This is a genomic window from Oleiphilus sp. HI0067 (genome assembly GCF_001635735.1).
The window spans coordinates 1-986 of the sequence record NZ_LWFI01001380.1 but is presented as its reverse complement, the minus strand read 5'-3'; the positions used below and the strand labels follow the sequence as shown (position 1 = coordinate 986).

1 protein-coding gene is annotated in these 986 nt (G+C 46.8%); it reads right to left on the bottom strand.

What is annotated here, in order from left to right; all coding sequences use genetic code 11:
• Positions 1–986: efflux RND transporter permease subunit (locus A3739_RS21890; RefSeq protein ID WP_197472491.1), on the bottom strand; the 986-nt coding region annotated here is incomplete at both ends.

The following is a 986-nucleotide window of genomic DNA, read 5'->3' as shown; positions in this document are numbered from 1 at the left end:
TTCTCGGTAAAAGGTGACGAGGATAATGGCATCATTAATCACAATCCCTGAAAGGCCAAAGAAACCAAACCACGAAAGCATGGTGAGATTAATTCCAAGCAGCCAGTGACCCAAAATTGCACCTGAAATGCCGAGTGGAATGGCCAAAATCACGGCAAGCGGCCATGAGTACGAACCGAAAACCCACGCCAAAATAATGTAAATAAGCGTTATGCCTATACTTGCGCCTAGCATCATTTCAGCGCCTGTCTGGCGTTGCTCTTCAGCTCTTCCTTTAAGCTCGTAATCTAAGCCGTAGCGCGCTGCTAGCTCTGGGAGGAATTGTTCGCTAACGTCGTCTAGCACGACATTTGCGTTGTTCAGTGACGCGTCAACACCCGCAGTTACACGCAGGCCAAATCGTCCGTCAGTGTGTCGTACAAGCTCTAGTCCCTTGCGAGAGCTTAAACTTACAACGTTGTCTAATCGAACAATGTCGCCAATTGCTGTGACGATGGGGAAGCCGTTTAAAGTGCGTGAGGTATTGCGTTCTTGATCTGGTAATAAAATACGTACTTCTACTTCTTCATTTTGATCGTAGAACACCTGAAGAAGTTGGCCATCAAATCCCGCTCGAAGTTGATTGCCTACGTCAGAAACACTCAAACCAAGAGATTCACCTTGCGTGGTAAGTTCGTATATAAATTGCGATTTGCCGTAAGGGATGTCATCTTGAATATCATTCACGCCAACATAGCCCTTTAATGCATCCTGAAGCTCTTCGCTCGCTGCTTTTAATATATCGCTGCTTTGGCCTGTTAAGAATATATCGATGTCTTTGCCAGGAGGACCACCGCGAGGACTAGTAATGCTAAGTTGCTCAACGCCATCAGGCATTTGTAATGCATCTTTCCACGCGGAAATTAGTTCAGGGTTGCGCACTTCTCGCGAGTCTGGCGTGACCGTTTCAACATGTAGCGAGGCATATTGCTCTCCTTGCTGGTAAC